13 protein-coding genes and 1 pseudogene are annotated in these 16,396 nt (G+C 59.0%); all 14 read right to left on the bottom strand.

Annotated features, from left to right (window positions below; genetic code table 11):
- Positions 1–17: 17 nt before the first annotated feature.
- The 14 genes and pseudogenes from ACZ89R_RS17735 to ACZ89R_RS17670 all read right to left on the bottom strand — a co-directional run bounded on the left by ACZ89R_RS17735 (position 18) and on the right by ACZ89R_RS17670 (position 16,395).
- Complete coding sequence (locus ACZ89R_RS17735; RefSeq protein ID WP_429545080.1) at positions 18–413, bottom strand: DUF6124 family protein; 396 nt, start codon at positions 411–413, stop codon at positions 18–20.
- A 467-nt stretch (positions 414–880) separates the two neighbouring features.
- Positions 881–1,339, bottom strand: coding sequence for a hypothetical protein (locus ACZ89R_RS17730; protein ID WP_429545081.1), 459 nt, complete (start codon positions 1,337–1,339; stop codon positions 881–883).
- Positions 1,340–1,563: 224 nt separating this feature from the next.
- Positions 1,564–1,869, bottom strand: coding sequence for a DUF7716 domain-containing protein (locus tag ACZ89R_RS17725; protein WP_429545082.1), 306 nt, complete (start codon positions 1,867–1,869; stop codon positions 1,564–1,566).
- Between the two features lie 9 nt (positions 1,870–1,878).
- The gene (locus ACZ89R_RS17720) at positions 1,879–2,277 is read right to left on the bottom strand and encodes an HNH endonuclease (protein ID WP_476241496.1); all 399 of its coding nucleotides are present in this window, start codon (positions 2,275–2,277) and stop codon (positions 1,879–1,881) included.
- Positions 2,263–2,442 (bottom strand): annotated as a pseudogene (locus ACZ89R_RS17715) (RHS repeat-associated core domain-containing protein); the annotation flags it as partial. The gene ACZ89R_RS17720 and the pseudogene ACZ89R_RS17715, both read right to left, overlap by 15 nt.
- A 22-nt stretch (positions 2,443–2,464) precedes the next feature.
- Positions 2,465–2,899, bottom strand: coding sequence for a tetratricopeptide repeat protein (locus ACZ89R_RS17710; RefSeq protein ID WP_429545083.1), 435 nt, complete (start codon positions 2,897–2,899; stop codon positions 2,465–2,467).
- Between the two features lie 14 nt (positions 2,900–2,913).
- Positions 2,914–7,296, bottom strand: a complete 4,383-nt coding sequence (locus ACZ89R_RS17705; RefSeq protein ID WP_429545084.1) for an RHS repeat-associated core domain-containing protein — start codon at positions 7,294–7,296, stop codon at positions 2,914–2,916.
- Positions 7,297–7,308: 12 nt separating this feature from the next.
- Positions 7,309–7,743 carry a DcrB-related protein gene (locus ACZ89R_RS17700; RefSeq protein ID WP_429545085.1) on the bottom strand — a complete coding sequence of 145 codons (435 nt, stop codon included), beginning with the start codon at positions 7,741–7,743 and terminating at the stop codon, positions 7,309–7,311.
- 18 nt (positions 7,744–7,761) lie between these two features.
- Entirely contained in the window at positions 7,762–9,699 is a 1,938-nt protein-coding gene (locus ACZ89R_RS17695; protein WP_429545086.1) for a type VI secretion system Vgr family protein, read from the bottom strand.
- A gap of 149 nt (positions 9,700–9,848) precedes the next feature.
- Positions 9,849–12,527 carry a type VI secretion system ATPase TssH gene (tssH, locus tag ACZ89R_RS17690; protein ID WP_429545087.1) on the bottom strand — a complete coding sequence of 893 codons (2,679 nt, stop codon included), beginning with the start codon at positions 12,525–12,527 and terminating at the stop codon, positions 9,849–9,851.
- Positions 12,520–13,572 (bottom strand): type VI secretion system baseplate subunit TssG, encoded by a 1,053-nt coding sequence (tssG, locus tag ACZ89R_RS17685; protein WP_429545088.1) that lies wholly within the window; start codon positions 13,570–13,572, stop codon positions 12,520–12,522. The genes tssH and tssG overlap by 8 nt, the downstream gene beginning before the upstream one ends.
- Positions 13,536–15,395, bottom strand: coding sequence for a type VI secretion system baseplate subunit TssF (tssF, locus tag ACZ89R_RS17680; protein WP_429545089.1), 1,860 nt, complete (start codon positions 15,393–15,395; stop codon positions 13,536–13,538). The genes tssG and tssF overlap by 37 nt, the downstream gene beginning before the upstream one ends.
- Positions 15,392–15,904 (bottom strand): type VI secretion system baseplate subunit TssE, encoded by a 513-nt coding sequence (tssE, locus tag ACZ89R_RS17675; RefSeq protein ID WP_123500805.1) that lies wholly within the window; start codon positions 15,902–15,904, stop codon positions 15,392–15,394. The genes tssF and tssE overlap by 4 nt, the downstream gene beginning before the upstream one ends.
- The gene (locus ACZ89R_RS17670; RefSeq protein WP_429545090.1) at positions 15,898–16,395 is read right to left on the bottom strand and encodes a hypothetical protein; all 498 of its coding nucleotides are present in this window, start codon (positions 16,393–16,395) and stop codon (positions 15,898–15,900) included. Before ACZ89R_RS17670 ends, tssE begins: the two co-directional genes overlap by 7 nt.
- Position 16,396 lies beyond the last annotated feature (1 nt).

Here is a 16,396-nt window from a genome sequence, read left to right as displayed (position 1 = left end):
TTTTTCTGTCTGGCGGATCAGCCGACTCGGCTTTGTTTCCTGGCGAGAATCGCTGCTATTTCCGGCTCATTCAGGTGGTCCAGCGCTCGCTCCACCAACAAATGCACCCCATCGGCCAAGCGGCTGAGCGCCAGGGCTACGGAGCGGCGTGAACCGTCCACATCGTCGGCAAGGTCGGCGGCGATGGCGCTGATGGACAGGAGGTCTTCCGAGGCGTTGGCAAGAAGGGGTTCAGTGTTGATGCCCGGGCTGACGCTGAAGAGCTGGCCGTTGCGTTTGGGTGGTTTGGGGTCGGCTGGCGGGAAGTGATGGTCGAGGGCGCGCTCGGCGGCTTCGTTGAGTTTGTTTGAATCGGGGCTTTCGTAGGGGGAGACCGGGTCGGTGTCGGGTGGGTTGGGAGTAACCTTGAACATGATCTTCAATTCCTTGAGTGATGCTGACAACACTTCGCCGACTAAACGAAGGGGTGGCAGCTGTACGCAGGTTAGTCGGACCGGGGAATTGAAGAAGCCGGCGCACCCGAAGGTGCCCTACGCACAGCCACCATCAAATGCAGGTAGGAAATACCTGTCTGACGGACGCTTGTACAACTTCAATTACCAGCGGGCGACTAAACCCGACCACTGACGATCAGTGACACGAATCAAGTTACCGACCGGCCCCAAAGCGCACAAGCCGGCGGATTCTGGCGTAGCCGTAGGCAATGACGCAAGGTGTTGTAGCTTGCAGGAAGTAACCTTGAGGCGTTTTAAACAAGTGCGGGCAGGCACTAGAGCGTTTTGGGTCCTCAGGCACGGAGTTGAGTGAACCTTGAATAAAGAACGCAGGTATCAGAGAAAATTCGCCTCGCCATTTTTTGGATCAATCTCTTGACGCGAGGCTACTGCCAAGAGGAAAAGTCAGAAATATATATTTCATTTAGAATCAAATCCATAGGTATGTCCTTAATGCTATCGGCTATCTCATCATAAGGAGCGGGTAATACATAGGAAAATCCAAAGTCATCATCGATAATTACTGAACCATTAAAAACCCGTTGGCGCTTGGTAAGTTTTTTTATTTGGCCAAAAGACATTCCTGTAGAAAGTACACCTCTGTAAAGTCCTTGGTAATGTACATTGCAGCCAATTGAGAATATTGTTCCATCAGAAAGAGTTGCTATAGTGATGGTGTTATTTACTACATAAGCCACCCTCGTTTCACCGTCTGGTAGGCTATAGTTTTTTACCTTGATGCTATACGTTCTATATAATTCATCGATATAGCTGGAGATGTTTCCCCCTAATATGATGTTTGCTATGGAGTGTTTGGGTTTGATATCTGCTGTGAAGTCAATCATATTTAAGTTCCACCATTCATGAGAGTGCCATTAACATAAACTGGAGAGTCTTTTGTTAGGTCGAACCGCCCCATATCCGGATCATAAAGCCGGAACGTGTTGTAGTGCAGTCAGGTCTCTCGGTAGAAAAACTTATTCCCGTTTTTTATCCAAACATGCATGTTATGGTTTTCACTAAAAAGTAGAGCCGGAAGTTGTTTGGCTCTTCCGGCTCCTTTTCTAATCTAGTCTAGAAAGTCATCGTTTTCCAAATAATAAGTAACTGCTTTCAGTAGTTCTTCTTTGCTGGCGTTCGGATGATGTTCTGTTTTATTTTCAATGATCGCTTTGAGTATTGGAGACTCAAGGAATGTTCCGTATTTGTCATCGAGCTCCATTTCTTCGTCGTCATTTTTTGCAAGGTAATATTTTTTATTTAGGATGTCGTTTTTTGACTCCAAATCAAAATCAGTATCAACATATAACCATCCTACATTGGGTAGGTCATTACATTTTTGCAGAAGCTCGTCAAAGCCATTAATGGTTATCATAAGTACTCCTTATTTTCGACATTTCGTACCGCCGCCCCATTTATTTCGACCGCCTTTACCATCAGGGTGGTAGATTTTATGATACGTTTTATGATCATTGAAGTCGGCTGGCTGTAATGAGCCTGGTTTGTTTCCATGATGCCAAGTCATATTGGCTGGGGATGTTCCTCTGAACGTCCCATTCGGCCGTGGCTGCACATGCTCTACAGCACCAGGGTATTTAGTCTGCATTTGACGTTTAAAGTCCGGATCTGTTTGCATTCGTTTGTAAACAGATTCATTTGCGCGGCTAAAGTGCTCTGCGTCAGTCATTTTGTATTCGGACGCGTTCAGTGAGTGCTCATGGAATACATGATATTTCCCTAGGTCGCGAGATCCTTCACCATTGTATAGCCCAAGCGGATCTATCCAGGTCAGGGGGTTTGGGGCATAACTGTAAAAATTCAGTCCTCCCGCCAACCCAATCGGATCCGGCGTAGTAAACCGCCCCACATCCGGATCATAAAACCGGAACGTATTGAAATGCAGCCCCGTTTCCCGGTCCAGGTACTGCCCCTGAAACCTCAGGTGTCGGCCCTAGAGCCCTGGGCCATGGTCAGGCTTTTTTCTCTAAATAGAACTTCAGATATTTTTTTGGTCTTTCTTGAAAGGCTCGTGCCTTACCGAAGCTATAAGCATCGTCAAAGTATTTATAAGCCTGTGAATAATCTTTCAGTTCAAAGTAGACCATTCCCAAGTTGATCAACGGACCTGTATCGATATCTGACTCTCGGCCATCTAGGGTCTTTTGCGCCCAATTTTTAGCGGCTTCGAAGTCACCGTTGTCGAAGTGCAGGTTGAAAAAAGAACCTGTGACCCATGACGACAAAGGTGTCCATTCAAGTTTTGGCTCAGGAAGTAAGTCCCATGCTTTTTGGTACAAGGCCTGGGCTTCATTTTTTTTGTTTTGCTCATCGAGCTCATTGCCCGAGGCCATGATGGCCATTATTTCATCTGCCAACGTGGGGTTTTTATCTGCTAAATCTTTCATATAACAATCCTTTCCTAATATATGGGTTTTTCAGCTGGGCCGATAAAATCGCCGGAATCCCTGTATCGGTCCGTGAGTAGTGCACCTTTGGACCGGTTGTGGGAATAGTATTCCAGCTCATAGTTATCTGGGTCGCGCATCCATCCCCTCACTTCTTTGGTTTTGGCTCCATGGAAACCGCCTTTAGAGTTCCAATATTTAACGGCATCTGTTTTATGCGCCATGTCAGCGTCTTTAATCGAATACCATTTCTTGTCGGTGCTCTGGAATCTCATGTTTTTCCCGGAACCAATTATTTTACCTTCGGCTCTCATCCGCGCTATCACGGCTTTCCCCGTACGGCTGCTCTTCCCAGGCGTTCTGCCTACAGAGTTTAGGCGGCAAGACAGTCCCAGTGGATCGATCCATTCGAAGGGATTGGGGCTGTATACGTAAAAATTTAAACTGCCGTTTAGACCTATCGGATCCGGCGTCGTAAACCGCCCCACATCCGGATCATAAAACCTGAACGTATTGAAATGCAGCCCCGTCTCCCGGTCCAGGTACTGCCCCTGGAACCTCAGGTTCTGCTCTTCAATGTAATACGGCTCGCGCACCTCTTCTAACGTGTTGCCCCACACCCGATAAGTTGCCTGCCAGACGTTGTGGCCGTCCGCTTCGGTGAGTTGTTCCGGCAGGCCGTTGAGGTCGTTGTGGTAATAGCGGATTTTTTGCAGCGGGCCTGTCCCGTCAACCCGGGCGAGGGGATCGTAACCTTCGTCTTCGTAGAGGTAGAGGCTGGTCTGTTGATGGCGATGTTCCTGCAACAAGCGCAGGCCGTCCCAGGTGAAGCGGGTTTCTCCCAGTGGATAACCGTTGCTGTCGTGCTCGGTTTTTTCGATGCGTCGGCCCAGCGGGTCGTAGGTCATTCTGAGCACGCTGCCGTTGTCATTACGCACTTCAATCAATCGACTCTCGGCGTCGTAACCGAAGCGCTGCAGGCCCCGTTTAGCGCTGCGTTTTTCGATCATCCGGCCGAAGGCGTCGTAGCGGTAACGCTTGTCCTGGAAGGTCAGCAGTTTGTTGTGCATCACAAGCCCGGCGGCGGGCTGCGGGCCGTCCAGCAGGTTGGCGGCGGCGTCGTAGGCGAAGGTTTCGCGCTGGCCGTGCAGGCTGTCCTGGCTGGCGATGATGCGGCCGGTGGCGTCGTAGTGCAGCAGTTGGCGGTGTTGCGCGGCGGGTTGTTGGTCGAGTTTGCCGATCAGGTTGTCGGCGGGGTCGTACTCGAAATGTTTCTGCACGGCGGCCGGCATCAGCGAGGGCTGGCTGCTGTGTCGGCGTTGGCGTGAGCGTAAACGTCCGCTGCGGTCGTATTCGCTGCGGGTGCTGATCTGGCCTTGGGTGCGCAGCACTTCGCGGTGCAGGCGGTCGCGTTCGAAGTCACTGATGACCTGGCCGTCGAGGTTGATCTGGTGCAGGTGCCCGCTGCCGTAATACAGGCGGTTGATCCAGCGGCCGTCGGGCAGTTGGGTCTGGATCAGGTTGCCGAGTTCGTCGTAGTGGTGGTGCAGGCTGCCAGCCGCGCTCTGTTCTGCGAGCAATTGGCCGAGGGCATCGTAGGCGAAGCTCAGGGTTTGTGCGTTGCCGTGGTGGTCGGTGAAGGTGACGGCGGTGAGTTGGTCCAATGGGTCGTAGGTATAGTCGGTGCGGCCATCGTCGGTGATTTTGGCGATCAGCCGGCCGACAGCGTCGCGTTCCAGTCGATGAACGATGGGGGCCGGGGGCGTCTCGGGGACGATGGCCAAGCCGTTGCCGTAAGGCGCCGGAATAGCCGTCACCGCCGCGACGTTATCCAGCAGGTCATAGGTGTAGCGCTTGGCGCTGCCATCCAGATCCTGTTGTTCGGTCAGCCGATCGCCGGCATCCCAGGCAAACCGATAACTTTCGCCGTTCTCGTTGGTCAGCGCTTGCAGCCGCCCATAGCTGTCATACCCGAACTGCACCTGCCGGCCATGGGCGTCGGTGCGCTGGCGCACCTGGCCGCGACGGTTGTGTTGATAGAGCGTGGTGTGCCCGGCCGGGTCGGTATAACCGGTCAACTGGCCGCTGACGTCGCGCTGATACTGCTCGGTGCGCCCGTCCGGCAATTGGCTGCTGAGCAACCGCCCTTGGGCGTCATAGCTGAATTGGGTGCGTTCGCCGAGGGCATCGGTGATGGTTTGCAGATAGCCCCGATGGTCGTAGCTGAACCGCGTCGGATAACCCGAGCAATCAATGTGTTCGATCAATTGGCCGAATGGATTCCAACGCAGCTTTTTGCTTTTGCCGGTGGCGTCGATGATCTCGACGACCTGGCCGTGGGTGTCGTAGCGGTAGCGGGTGATGTGGCCCAGCGGATCGGTTTCGGCGATGCAGTTGCCGCGCTGATCGTAGCGATACTGCCAGCTGTTGCCGGCGGCGTCGGTGTCCACCAATGGCAAGGCCCAGTGCTCGAGCCAGAGGGTCGAGTCGCTGCGGCCTAGCGGGTCGGTTTCGCTGATCAGGTTGCCGGCGTCGTCGTAGCTGTATTCATAGCGACCGCCCTGTGGGTCGGTGGCGTTGAGCAACTGGCGCTCGTCGTTCCACTCGAACTGCCAGGTCTGGCCGAGGTTGTCGGTGTATTGGGTGATTTGGTGTTGAGTGTTCCAGCGCCGTGTACTGATGCGCTGCAAGCTATCGGTGATGCGCGTGACACCGGTGCCGAGGTCGTAGTCGAACTGGTAGGCGTCGCCTTCGTCGGTCCAGTGCCGGACCACGCGCCATTCAAGGTCTTCGATCAACGCCCATTCATAGAAACAGCGCAGCCCCGTGGGCAACTGATGCTCGACCATCCGCCGTCCGGCGTCGTAGCTGAAGCGCCGTTGTACCTGGCCAGCGGCGTCGCGCACTTCGGCCAGGTTGCCCGCTGCGTCGTAGCCATAACTGGCGAGTATTTCGCGGCGTTGATCGGGGTAGAGGCGTTCAACCCGAGCCATGCGGTCGCGTTCGCGAACCAGCTCGACCTGCACCAGATCGAAGGTGTCCCGCAGTCGCATCAAGCGTCCGGTTTCGTCATAGTCGAGGTAAATGCGGTTGTCGTTGCGATCGCCCAATTGATCAAGGCGCAGCAGCGCCGTATTGCCGGGCGTTGGATTGAACAAGCGATACACACCGTCATCGCTTTCAATCAACAACTGCCCATTAACATGGCGTCGAACACTAAGCCCTTCCCCCGCGCTGAACACCGCGCCGCCCAAGGGGATCGAACCCATGTCGATGCGCCGGCCCTGCTCATCGGTGTAGACCAGCGTTTCGCCGCCCTCGGGGTGAGGCAGGATTTCAACCCGCACCTCATAGGACACACTCCAACCCGCCCCAAACAACCCATCGCGACGTTCGTCACGGCTGTTGTAGAAGCGCTGCCAATCCATCGGCAAGATGCCGGGCAACACGAAATCCAGCTCGTCATCGCCACCCAGCACCTTGGCCCCGGTCGCCGCGTGCACCGGGTTCGACGAGCCCATGGCGGCGTTGGCCATGGCGCCCATCGCGCTGCTGACGGCCATCGACGTCGCGCCACCGATCAGCATGCACGGCAATTTGCTGAAGAACTTGCCTTTGCCGCCCTTGAGCATCAGCAACGCCGTGACCGCCAGCCCCACGCCCGGAGTTTTGCCGCTGCGGATCTCGCGCACCACCACCGAACCGCCGCCAATGGTCACGTTGGAGGAAATCAGCCCGGACGACACGACCTTGGCGTCGCAGGTACTGCGGTCGCCGCTACGCACGGCGGGCTGGCCGTTGATGGTGACCTTGTCCGAGCCCTCGGCCATAAACTGCGGCGGCATTGGCGGATGCTTCATGCAGACGAGCAGGTCCAGCGGCTTGGGTACCGTGCCGGGCGCGGGAGTGGCGACGGTGGGGCGCCACATCTGGGAGAAGAAGCTCTCGGCCATGTCCAGGTAGCTGGCTTCGGCTTCCGGCTCGGGTATTTCCAGCTCGGTGCCGGCGGGCGCGACATGGGACGGGATCGCCCCGGCAGCCCGGGCGGCGGGAATGTTGTTGGTGAGGGTGTTGGTGGAACCGGTGAGAATGTTCGCCTGCACCGTGGGTGGAAACAGCGCGTTGCTGAAGCTCTCGCACAGATTGCTTAAGCCTTTGTCGGCCCCGGTCTTGCTCATGGCGAGGCCGACGATCGTGCCCACCACCAGGCCGAGCACGAAGCACCCCAGCCCGCCGGTGACGACGGTGATGCCGGTGGCCGCCACCACGGCGGCAGTGGCCAGCGCGGTAATCGCGATGTTGGCTGCTACCTCGAGCACACCGCCGAGGATGTCGGCCATCATCGAGGTGTGATCGAGCGCGTCGCCCAGCCGGGCGGCCCAGAGTGCATCAGACATGCAGGGTGCTCATCAGGCCGGAACGTCGAACAACAGCGAACTCTTGATGATCGCCCAATGCGCGGCTTCGGCATCGCCAAGTTTCTCGGCCTTCGCATAGCTCAGGGCGAGCATCTTGCGGGTGCCGGGCAACACCAGTGCCAACTGGTATTGGAAAACTTTGTCGTTGCCCTTGTTGAACTGGCTGCGCAACTCGATGCCTTCGACTTCCTGGCTGGCCCCCAGACGCACGGCGACGCCCGGTTGAAAACGCAAGTCTTGCACTTGTTTTTCCAGACGCTTGAGCTGGTCGTCGAAGTTGCTTTGCAAGGTTTCGCCCTCGGCCAGCAAGCTGCGGCTGACAATCAGCGAAGTGCCCAGTTCAGGGAACTTGAGGATGTTGATCGACGCGTCTTGCAGTTCGCCTGCCGGCAGTTGGAACTGGAATTCATTGATTCGGTAAGTCATGGAACACAGATCTCGTGATTAGCCCTTGGGCTTGGGAAACGCGGCATTGATGTTGGCGTCGATGCTGGCCTTGACGCCTTGGCCATCAGGCGTGGCGCCAGCGCCGCCGCCGTTGTTCAGGTGCAGCACGCCGCCGGTGTTGAACTCGGCGTCACCGCTGGCATAGAAGCTGATCTGCACGCCGGTCAGGTTGATCTGGCCGCTGGCATTGAGCTCCAGGATGCTTTCACCACAGACCAGCCGCAGGTTCTCACCCACTTCAATGACGTAGCTCTGGCTGATGCTGTCGGTCTTGCGCTGGCCCACCGAAAGAATGTCTTCCTGTTTGACGATACGCAGACGGTTGTTGCCGATGGTCACCGTTTCGTTATGCCCGATGCTCTTGTTGCGGTCGTGGCCCACCGAGTGGCTTTCATCCACCTCGACCACGATGTCCTGATTGCGCTCGGCATGGATGTACAGCTGCTCGGCGCCTTTCTTGTCTTCCATGCGGATTTCGTTGAAGTTCGCCGGTGTGCCGCCCTTGCTCGAACGGCTTTTCATGCCGCTTTGGGTGGCGTTTTCCGGCAAGTCGTAAGGCACGGTTTGTTCGGCGTTGTAGACGCGGCCAGTGATGATCGGCCGGTCCGGGTCGCCTTCGAGGAAGCTGACGATCACTTCCTGGCCGATCCGCGGGATCTGCATCGAGCCCCAGTTTTTACCGGCCCAGGATTGCGACACGCGAATCCAGCACGAACTGTTTTCGTTGGACTGGTCGTGGCGGTCCCAATAGAAATGCACCTTCACCCGGCCGAACTGGTCGGTCCAGATTTCCTCGCCCTTGGGGCCAACCACCAGTGCGGTCTGCGGGCCTTTGACGATAGGGCGGTGGGTGTTGGGCAGGGGACGGTAGCTTTGTTGCGCGTCGATGCAGGTCAGGCTGCTTTCGAACTGCGCCGAAGCGCCAATGCCGCCGGTTTCCCCGCTTTCCTGGGCGACGTAGTAACGGGCGCCGACGATCAGGTATTCGCGGTTCTGGTCCTGGCGGCTGAAGCCCGTGAGGCTGAACAGATGTCCCGACCCCAGGCCCCGGGCGTTGCCGGCGAACTCGACCTGTTCGTGCAGGGTCTGCAAGGCTTCGATGCGGGTGCGGGCGTAATGTTCGCCGTCTGCGCTTTGCACATAGGTGCCGGGATAGTCGTACAGCGGATAGTCGCCGGCGGTGTGCGGACGAGGCATGGCCGAGCGCACGTCAATTCGCGCGCTGGGGCGCTGGAAGTCATAGTCGTTGAGTTCCAGCGAGCCCGGCTGGACTTCCTGGGCCAGGTGCCAATCGTGAATGTGATCGCGTTCGCGCTGCTGTTCATTCTTGGGGTAGTAAGGCACCGAAGCGTAGCCGGGCACGCTGGTATGGGCGCCGTAGGCATCGGCCAACACCAATACATGACGACCCTGTTCATGGCGGAAAAAATAGTAGATGCCTTCCTGCTCCATCAGGCGGCTGACGAAATCGAAGCTGGTTTCGCGATACTGCACGCAGTATTCCCATTCGCGATAGGGCCGGCTCAGGGCATCTTCGAAATCGGAAAAACCCAGGTCGCGAAACACCTGCTTGATGATCTGCGGGATGGTCAGGTTCTGGAAAATCCGGCAATCGGAGGTGCGGGTCAGCAGCCATAGCCAAGGCCGCAGCGTGACCTGGTAGCTGGCGAACTGGCCCTGGTCGACGTTCTGGCTGCAACGGGCAACGATGCCATGGAAATAGCGCTCGCCACCGCCGTCCAGTTGCAGGCTCAGGCACATGGGTTTGCCCAGCAACTGATTGAGGTCGATGGCGTTGTCCAGCGAGTGCAATTGCAGCTCATAGTTGAACAGCCGCCCCAGCTCTTCGCCGCCGCCCATGTCCTTGAGCAACAGCACATCCGGCCCCAGGGGGCTGGTGATTTTTGCCAAGCGTGAGAGTTGCTTGAATAGCATTAATTATCCCTTGTTGCCGCCTCATTTCCCGTAGGAGCTGTCGAGCGAAGTGAGGCTGCGATCTTTTCTCGATACCACTTGAGTCTCAAGCCGAAGAGCCAGATCAAAAGATCGCAGCCTTCGGCAGCTCCTACAAAGGCGGTTTGGCCTTAGGCCGCGTCGCTGAAGTCGTAGTGCAATTCGTTATCCCGGGCGCTGATCCGCACGCCTGCCAGCGCTTTGCCTTCGAGCATGCGGGTGAGGAACTCGCGGCTCATGTCCGGCAACAGGCTGTTGGTCAGAATGGTGTCGATCATCCGCCCACCGCTTTCGGTTTCGGTGCAGCGGGAGACGATCAGGTCGATCACCGCGTCGTCGTAATCGAAGGCCACTTTGTGGGTGTTCTCCACACGCTTCTTGATGCGGTTGAGTTGCAGGCGGGTAATGGCCTTGAGCATCTCGTCGCTGAGCGGGTAGTACGGAATGGTCACCAAGCGGCCCAGCAATGCCGGCGGGAAAATCTCCAGCAGCGGCTGGCGCAGGGCCTTGGCGATCTCTTCGGGCTCGGGCACGTTTTGCGGGTCTTTGCAGACCTGGGCAATCAGCTCGGTGCCAGCGTTGGTGGTCAGCAGGATCAAGGTGTTCTTGAAGTCGATCACCCGGCCTTCACCGTCCTCCATCACGCCTTTGTCGAAGACCTGGAAGAAGATCTCGTGCACGTCCGGGTGGGCTTTTTCCACCTCGTCCAGCAGCACCACGCTGTAGGGTTTGCGCCGCACGGCCTCGGTCAGCACGCCGCCTTCGCCATAGCCTATATAGCCTGGTGGCGCGCCCTTGAGGGTGGACACGGTGTGGGCTTCCTGGAACTCACTCATGTTGATGGTGATGACGTTCTGCTCACCGCCATACATAGCTTCGGCCAGGGCAAGGGCGGTTTCGGTCTTGCCCACGCCGGAGGTGCCCGCGAGCATGAATACGCCAATCGGCTTGCTCGGGTTGTCGAGGCCGGCCCGGGAGGTCTGGATGCGCTTGGCGATCATCTGCAAGGCGTGGTCCTGGCCGATGATGCGTTTCTTCAGGTGCTGGTCGAGGTTGAGTACGGTTTCCAGTTCGTTACGGGCCATGCGGCCCACCGGAATGCCGGTCCAGTCGGCGACCACCGAGGCCACGGCCTGGTAATCCACGGTCGGCAGGATCAGCGGGGTTTCCCCTTGCAGGGCACTGAGGCGCTGTTGCAGGTCCACCAGTTTCTCTCGCAGGACGTGGCTGTCTTCACTGCCAACGTCGCGGTCTACCACGCCGACGCTTTCGCGCAGGGTGGCGCGGGTGGCGAGCAGTTCGTCCACCAGGGTTTTCTCTTCGGCCCAGCGGCTTTCGAGTTCGGCCAGGCGTTCGCGCTCGGCGGCCAGCAGGTTTTCGCTGTTGCTCTGGCGGGCGCCGATGACGATGCCGATGGCGTGCTCGCGGGCGATGATTTGCAGTTCGGTTTCCAGCGCCTCGATGCGGCGACGGCTGTCGTCCACTTCGGCCGGCACGGCGTGCAGGCTGATGGCGACCCGGGCGCAGGCGGTGTCCAGCAGGCTCACGGATTTGTCCGGCAACTGGCGCGCCGGGATGTAGCGGTGGGACAGCTTGACCGAGGCTTCCAGGGCCTCGTCAAGGATCTGCACCTGATGGTGTTTTTCCATGGTCGAGGCCACGCCGCGCATCATCAGCAATGCCTTGTCTTCGGACGGTTCGGCGACTTGCACCACCTGGAAGCGGCGGGTCAGGGCCGGGTCTTTCTCGATATGCTTCTTGTACTCGGCCCAAGTCGTGGCCGCCACAGTGCGCAGGGTGCCCCGGGCCAAGGCGGGTTTGAGCAGGTTGGCCGCGTCCCCGGTGCCGGCGGCGCCACCGGCACCGACCAGCATGTGGGCTTCGTCGATAAACAGGATGATCGGTTTTGGCGAGGCCTGGACGTCTTCGATGACCTGGCGCAGGCGCTGTTCGAATTCACCTTTCATGCTCGCGCCGGCCTGCAACAGGCCGACGTCGAGGCTGCGCAGTTCCACGTCCTTGAGCGCCGGCGGCACGTCACCGGCGACGATGCGCAGGGCAAAACCTTCGACCACGGCGGTTTTACCGACACCGGCTTCACCGGTCAGAATCGGATTGTTCTGCCGACGGCGCATGAGGATGTCCACCAGTTGGCGGATTTCTTCGTCACGCCCGACAATCGGATCAAGCTTGCCGCTGCGGGCCTGCTCGGTGAGGTCGACGGTAAAACGCTTGAGCGCTTCCTGCTTGCCCATGGCGCTGGGGGCCATGGCGCCGCTGGCTTCACCAGGCACGCTGCCGGCGTTGAAACCGTCGCTGGCGCTGAGCGCATTTTCCGGCGAGTCACCGACGTATTCGTCAAAACGCTCGCTCAGGGCCTCGACCTTGATCTTGTCGAACTCTGCCGACAGCCCCAGTAGCCCATGGCGCAGGCTCGGCGTCTTGAGGATGCCCAGCACCAGGTAACCGGTACGCACCTGGCTTTCGCCAAACATCAGGCTGCCGTAGACCCAGCCACGCTCCACGGCTTCTTCCACATGGGAGGACAAGTCAGTGATTGAAGTCGAGCCCCGTGGCAAACGGTCCAGGGCGTCGGTCAGGTCCCGGGCCAGGCGCGCCGGCTCGATATTGAACTGGCGGATGAGGCGGTGCAGGTCCGAGTTCTGCAGTTGCAGCAACTGATGAAACCAGTGGGCCAGCTCCACATAAGGGTTACCGCGCAACTTGCAGAACACGGTGGCGGCTTCGATGGCTTTGTAGGCCACGCTGTTGAGTTTGCCGAATAACGCGGCGCGACTGATTTCACCCATGCTCTTGGCTCCTTGAGGTTTGTGAGGTGTTGGCCTGCTCGGCGTAATGCCGGGCCAGTATTAAGTCCTTGGCATCTTTTTCGGGCTTGCCCAGCCAGGTATTGAAACCCAGGCGGAACTGGCGATTGAGTTGCAGCGCCGGTACTTCGGGCTGTTTCAGAATCAGGTTCAGATCCCAGTCCAGTTCATGGCCCAGGTATTCGGCCACCCAGGCCACCAGCTCATTAAAGGGGTGGCTACCGGGTAGCATGCCCATGTAGTCATCGAGCTTGAGTGGCCCCAGGCGAATGCGGAATTTGTGCTGGCGATCCCAGACGTAACGGCCCAGGCAAAAATCCACGCCCAATTGATGGGCGCTGACGCCGACGCGGCTGCGTTCCGGCAGCTCCAGCCATTGGCCGACGTACTCTTCGATCTCCACCGGCAGGCCGAAGTACTCGCTGAGAATGGCTTTCAAACCGTCCGGGTAGCGGGTTTGTGCCGACAGATGACCGCTGTAATGCAACTTCGCCGTGTCGGGGATCAGCCCTTGTTTGAGCAGGCTCGGCATGCCGCGGCCGCTCAGTGCTGCCAGGCGTGCCGACCAGTAGTCATCGTCCGGGCGGTCATGGCTGACCGTCGGCCGCGCTTCGGCCCAGGCCCGATAAAACAGGCTCAGCAGGCGGTGATGGAACACATCCAGGAAGCGCTTGCTGGTGCTGTCGGCGTTGTTGCGCTGGCGTTCGCGCACATATTCGGTGATGTGCAGCGGCAATGGGCCGTTGGGGCCGCCGAGGCCGAAAAAGAACTGCTCCAGGCGCGCCGGCGCACCGTCGACGCCCGGCTGTACCGACGCCAGGGTCGCCGGGGCGAAGCTGCAATCGGCCTGTTGCCCAAGGCGCAGCGGATCATCGGCCAGACGCAACGAATGGCCCAGGCGCGGCAGTTCAGGCGATTCGCACTCGATGCGCCGCAACGCCTGGAAGAAGTCGTATTCCCAGGGTTCCTGGTGCATCGCGTCCAGGGTACTCACAGGGTCGGACGGCGTCCGGGCTTGGCTTTCCATCGCATGATCTCGCCGCGTTCGGTGGTACGGATCACCGTCTCGGTAAAACTGTTGATCGACACGTAGCGTGCCAGGAAGCGCTCGAACACTGCACCGAGCAAGAAGACTCCAGTGCCGCGAAACGCGTTTTCATCGAATTCCAGGGTGATCTCCAGGCCACGACCAAACACGATCGGGCCGGGCATCGGCAGCCGTCGGGTGCAGGCCTTGCTGCTGACTTCGCGCAGGCCTTCGATCTGCAATTGCAACGCCGCGTCGTTGCTGTCGCCGTACAGGCGCAGCAGTTCGCGCAGGGCGGCGGCGCCCTGGCCTTGTTCGCTGAGGGACAAGTAATTCAGCGAAAGCTGGCTGATCAACCGCCACGCCTTGGCGTCGTGGGCATGGCTGGCGCGTGGGCGGCTCGGGCCTGCCACGCAGCGCACCGCCGCCACAGGTGCGCTGTCGGCCAGGGTGAAGTCGGTCTTGCTGTTGCCCACACTCATGAACAGCGGCAGGTCGCGGTTGGTGCACAACGCTGTTACGCCCAGTTGGCGCAGGTCGTGGCGATAAGGCGCCTGCTGGCTGTCCACCAGGCTGACGAAGGTTTCGCTGCCGATGTACGTCGAACGCGGGCCGTTGCGCCGCTGTCCGCTGGACAGCACGCGGGGTTCACGTCGCACCGTGTACCAGGCCTGATCGCGACCGTAGCGAGACGGATCGCGTACCGCATAGAACGGCAAAAAAGGCTGCTCCGAGCCGGTGCCGTGGCCGGTGAGGGTGGTCAGGGAATGAATCTCGAAATCCATCGGCCGGGTACGGTCGGCGATTACATGGTGTTCATTGACCCGTTCCGACAGGTGAATGCGATCCAGGCGCTTGGGAAACAGGTTGATGGCCGGGGTGCAGAACGGCAGGAACTGCGCGGCGCCGACGCTGCCTTCCAGGCTTGGATCGTGGCGGTCGAACAGCACGATCAATTCCAGTTCCTGGCCGTCGCAGCGTTTGACTGCCCGGCTCAACTGGGTGAAGTCGACAAACAGAAAGCGATGGGGCAGGGCGAAGTATTCCTGCAACAGGCGATAGCCCTGGAAGGCCCGCGAGACCACTGGCAGTGCGGCGTCGGTATCGTCGAATCCCTGGGAACGCAGTGCGTCCTGCGGCAGGCGTTCCACCCAATCACCGCCGGGCTGACGGGCGAACACGGCGCAGGCGTTGCCCAGCAGCTGTTCGTAGAGGCGGAAGGGCTGCTCGTCTGCTCCATTGAGGTACAGCGGCAGGTTGTCCAGGGACAGACTGTTGAACGGTAGTTCGGCGCCGGTGCGCAGGGTCAGGCGCAGGCCGGCCTTGGCCTTGGGTTCGCTGGCGGCCAGGCGCCCTAGCACGGCGGACGGGTTGCCGAAGTACTCGGCCTGGCTGACCTGCAACGGCCACAACGTCACCGCATGGGCGGTGCGGTACTCGCAGCAGGTTTGGGTTTCGCGGCCCAGGGCGGCGCGCAGGACCGTGTCCCGGGGCAGCGGGAAGCCGCTGCTCAGCGAGCCTTCATCGGGGTCGGCCTGCAATTGCACCACGGTCATCGACGGTGTCGGCGCCAGGTAATGGGGGTACGCGATTTCCAGCAGGTTGTGGGTGAAGGTCGGGTATTCGGCATCGAGCTTGAGCTGTACCCGCGCCGTCAGATAAGCAAACCCTTCCAGCAAGCGCTCGACGTACGGGTCGGCGCAGTCCATGCCGGACAACGTCAGCCGACTGGCGATTTTCGGGTATTCCTGGGCGAACTCCGCTGCGCTTTCGCGCACGTGGTGCAATTCCTGGTTGTACAGTTCCAGCAGGCGCGGGTTCATGAGCGTCTCCGCTGATCGGCGTTGATCACTCGCACATGGCCGGATTCCAGGTCCAGGTCGGTTTGCAGCATCAGGCGCAGCGGCACTGGCTGAGCCCAGAGATCGCCTTCGATCTCGAAACTCAGGGCGTTGTGGTTCATCTCGGCGGATGCCCGGGCCCGCACGCGCAAGGTGTTACGCAGAATCCGCGGTTCGAACGTAGCGATGGCCTGGTGGATCAGCGCCTCAAGCGCCGCGATATCGACGTTCGACGCACTGTTGCCGGCCAAGGCTGGCAGCCCGAAGTTGACCACCGACGTGCCAGCCGGGGTGTGCAACGTCGCATCGGCGCTGAGCAATGAAGTGGTGTTAAGCAACCACGCCAGGTCGCGCAGCACCGAAGCTTTCAGTTGAGTCAGGGAGAGCACGCGCTTGTCGGCGCTTTCCTTGGGATTGCTCGGGTCGTCATCGGTCAACCGGTCCAGCAGGGACGGTTGCAGGCGATCGCGGGTAGCGATTTCGGTTACCACGAGAAATGTGCCACGAAACTTTTCTGGTCCATGACGCCGGTCATGCAGCCAGCACTATGAGCGACTTTCGACACTTCCATGGGCTGGCCTTTGATTTGGCGGATGGCTTGGTACTGAGCATCACAATCACGGCTCGGAGGGGGCTCGGGCGTGGAGTGCTCCACGATAATGATTTGGGCGTTGTTGAAGGTTTCGACCCGTGGCTGCCCCTTGCGGTCGACGCTCAGAAAACAAGGCCACGGCATGTCCAGTTTCAAGAGGCTTTGGTCCTGTTTGCGTAACGCACATTGCTGATCGTGGTTTTCCAGAGTCAATGTTTGTCCGGCAAAAATGACTTGGTTGCTGGGTGCCGCGAGTTGCTTTTGTTCGGCCCAGGCATTAGCGCTCAACAGGAGGCCGCTAGAGAGCAGAATCAACAGGGTTCGCTTAGTCATTTCAACCCTCAAAGCCAACCTGTCATGAGTGATACGCAAAGTCGTGGGCGATTGCATG

This window comes from Pseudomonas sp. TE3728, from assembly GCF_056279145.1.
Note: the sequence above shows the minus strand (reverse complement) of the source record. Positions and strands in the feature narration are given on the sequence as shown.

Bases quoted from the DNA above. Each gene is read 5' to 3' on its own strand.
- ACZ89R_RS17710 (WP_429545083.1), bottom strand. From the start codon at position 2,899: ATGAAAGATTTAGCAGATAAAAACCCCACGTTGGCAGATGAAATAATG.
- ACZ89R_RS17670 (WP_429545090.1), bottom strand. From the start codon at position 16,395: ATGCAATCGCCCACGACTTTGCGTATCACTCATGACAGGTTGGCTTTG.
- tssF (WP_429545089.1), bottom strand. From the start codon at position 15,395: ATGAACCCGCGCCTGCTGGAACTGTACAACCAGGAATTGCACCACGTG.
- ACZ89R_RS17695 (WP_429545086.1), bottom strand. From the start codon at position 9,699: ATGCTATTCAAGCAACTCTCACGCTTGGCAAAAATCACCAGCCCCCTG.
- tssH (WP_429545087.1), bottom strand. From the start codon at position 12,527: ATGGGTGAAATCAGTCGCGCCGCGTTATTCGGCAAACTCAACAGCGTG.
- ACZ89R_RS17735 (WP_429545080.1), bottom strand. From the start codon at position 413: ATGTTCAAGGTTACTCCCAACCCACCCGACACCGACCCGGTCTCCCCC.
- tssG (WP_429545088.1), bottom strand. From the start codon at position 13,572: ATGGAAAGCCAAGCCCGGACGCCGTCCGACCCTGTGAGTACCCTGGAC.
- ACZ89R_RS17700 (WP_429545085.1), bottom strand. From the start codon at position 7,743: ATGACTTACCGAATCAATGAATTCCAGTTCCAACTGCCGGCAGGCGAA.
- ACZ89R_RS17725 (WP_429545082.1), bottom strand. From the start codon at position 1,869: ATGATAACCATTAATGGCTTTGACGAGCTTCTGCAAAAATGTAATGAC.
- ACZ89R_RS17730 (WP_429545081.1), bottom strand. From the start codon at position 1,339: ATGATTGACTTCACAGCAGATATCAAACCCAAACACTCCATAGCAAAC.
- ACZ89R_RS17705 (WP_429545084.1), bottom strand. From the start codon at position 7,296: ATGTCTGATGCACTCTGGGCCGCCCGGCTGGGCGACGCGCTCGATCAC.